2 protein-coding genes and 1 pseudogene are annotated in these 1,850 nt (G+C 25.3%); all 3 read right to left on the bottom strand.

Annotation, left to right across the window (positions count from 1 at the left end; all coding sequences use genetic code 4):
• Positions 1 to 99 precede the first annotated feature (99 nt).
• The 3 genes and pseudogenes from EHV01_RS05170 to EHV01_RS05160 all read right to left on the bottom strand — a co-directional run bounded on the left by EHV01_RS05170 (position 100) and on the right by EHV01_RS05160 (position 1,639).
• On the bottom strand, positions 100 to 582 hold the full coding sequence (locus EHV01_RS05170) for a hypothetical protein (RefSeq protein WP_422066523.1): 483 nt from the start codon (positions 580 to 582) through the stop codon (positions 100 to 102).
• A pseudogene (locus EHV01_RS05165) lies at positions 551 to 706 on the bottom strand (DNA polymerase IV); the annotation flags it as partial. The pseudogene EHV01_RS05165 and the gene EHV01_RS05170, both read right to left, overlap by 32 nt.
• Before the next feature lie 144 nt (positions 707 to 850).
• Positions 851 to 1,639 (bottom strand): hypothetical protein, encoded by a 789-nt coding sequence (locus tag EHV01_RS05160; RefSeq protein WP_422066522.1) that lies wholly within the window; start codon positions 1,637 to 1,639, stop codon positions 851 to 853.
• Positions 1,640 to 1,850: the final 211 nt, after the last annotated feature.

The raw sequence follows: 1,850 nt of genomic DNA, 5'->3' as shown, positions 1-1,850 counted from the left end.
TTTTATGGCTTATTTTAGTTAATTAATTACTAAAATAACTATTAAGCTTAAAAATAAGGTTTTCATTCATATAAAAAGTGCTACATTTGCATTTACAATTTACACATTAATTAAATAAACTCGGTTAGTTTTTTCATTTAATTGTTTTAAATTATAAGTTGAATAAACTAATTCTTCGGTTGGTTTACCATCATTAGTTAAAACAGTCCCTTTAAATTTATCAGTTAATAAAGTAGTAAAACTAAAACTAGTAGCATTAGCACCAATCATAGCACCAACTTTATCATTGCCTTGTTCTCTAAATATTTCAAATGGTAAATAACCTTTACCTTTTGATTTTTCAGACCAAAAAGCATCATTATAAAAACTATAAATATTAGCACTCATAAAACCATTAAGTCATTGAAAATTAGGTCAAGTTTTTTCATCTTGGTTAATTACTCATCCTCAGGGAATACCAAATGAAATAAAGTTTAAGAACTTACCAACTCCACTATTTACTTTTATTTTATCTGGCGGAGTAATCATTCAACTTTTAGACCAATAAGGTTTAGCTAATAAAATCAAATAATTTTTGCGCAAAATCAACGTATAAACCAAAATCTTGCTTAACAATTTCAAGGTCCTGGCAAATTTCTTTTGCCTTATATAACGGCATTGGACTATTAATGCCTAATTGTCGTGCTTCATAATTCGCTGTTGTTACAACTGCTCGCCGTGAAGAATTAGCAACAACAAGTGGTTTTCCTTGAAAGTGGGGATTAGCAACTTAATGACAACTAGCAAAAAAAACTATTCATATCGATATGAAAAATAACTTTCATTCTTTCTCTCCCCTATTTTACTTTTACTAAAGGCCAAAGGGTCCTGTATATTTATAAATTTTTTTAAAAATAAAATTATAACCAAAAATATATGTAAACTGAATACTCCGTGAATAACTACGAGCAATAATTCAATCATCATATAACTCCGGAAACTGTTTTTTAACAAATGGTCGCATTTCTGTTTCATATCAATTTTCTAAATTTTGCTTAAAATGGCCATTAAAACTTAATAAAATTAAATATGGTGCAATAATAAAAATTAATAATAAATTTAAGACTCCATAGCGATTAATAAAGTAAAAGAAATTGTTATGGTCTAACAAGGCGGGATTAGTTTTTAGAATAGCAATAAAAATAATTGTAAATAATGAGACGATAAGAAAGAATAACAATAATAATGGTGGAGCCAAATATAATAAGAAATGCATTGTTTGAACATGTTTATTTTTTAAATATAATTGGGTTGCAAAAAATGTTCGCCCTAAAACATAATCTAATCCCATCCCTGATAAAAAATAAGACTGATTAAATAATTGTAAATCATTAATATAAAATGTTTTCTTTTTATAAGAATGTGTAATTAAAACTTGGCCCGGTTTACGAACAACTTTTAAACCAGTAATTTTCTTTTTCGTTAAATAGCGATCAATTACTTCTAATGAAATCATTGATTGACTTGGAGCATTATTTAAATTTGGAATTGGAACTAAAATATTTCGGTAAGATAAAATTAAAAAAATTAATATAATAATATTAATCGCAATAAAAAATCCAATTAAAATAAAGGCTATTTCACTATTTCCTAATATCATCGTAATCATCCTCTACTATTAAATAATAAAATAAATTGATACTCCTTATATTATATATTATAACTTGAAAGTGTAAACATTAACTTTAATTTTGTCGAAAACTCTCTTTAATTTTGTCGAAAACTCTTGATATTTATAAAATATACCTAAAATTAGGTATATTTTTAATATATGGAGGTAAATAATTAATGAAAAAAATAATTACAGAATA

This window comes from Spiroplasma sp. hy2, from assembly GCF_044714365.1.
In the GTDB taxonomy this organism is placed as follows: Bacteria; Bacillota_I; Bacilli_A; order Mycoplasmatales; family Mycoplasmataceae; genus Spiroplasma; species Spiroplasma phoeniceum.
This window is presented reverse-complemented; position numbering and strand designations above follow the sequence as displayed.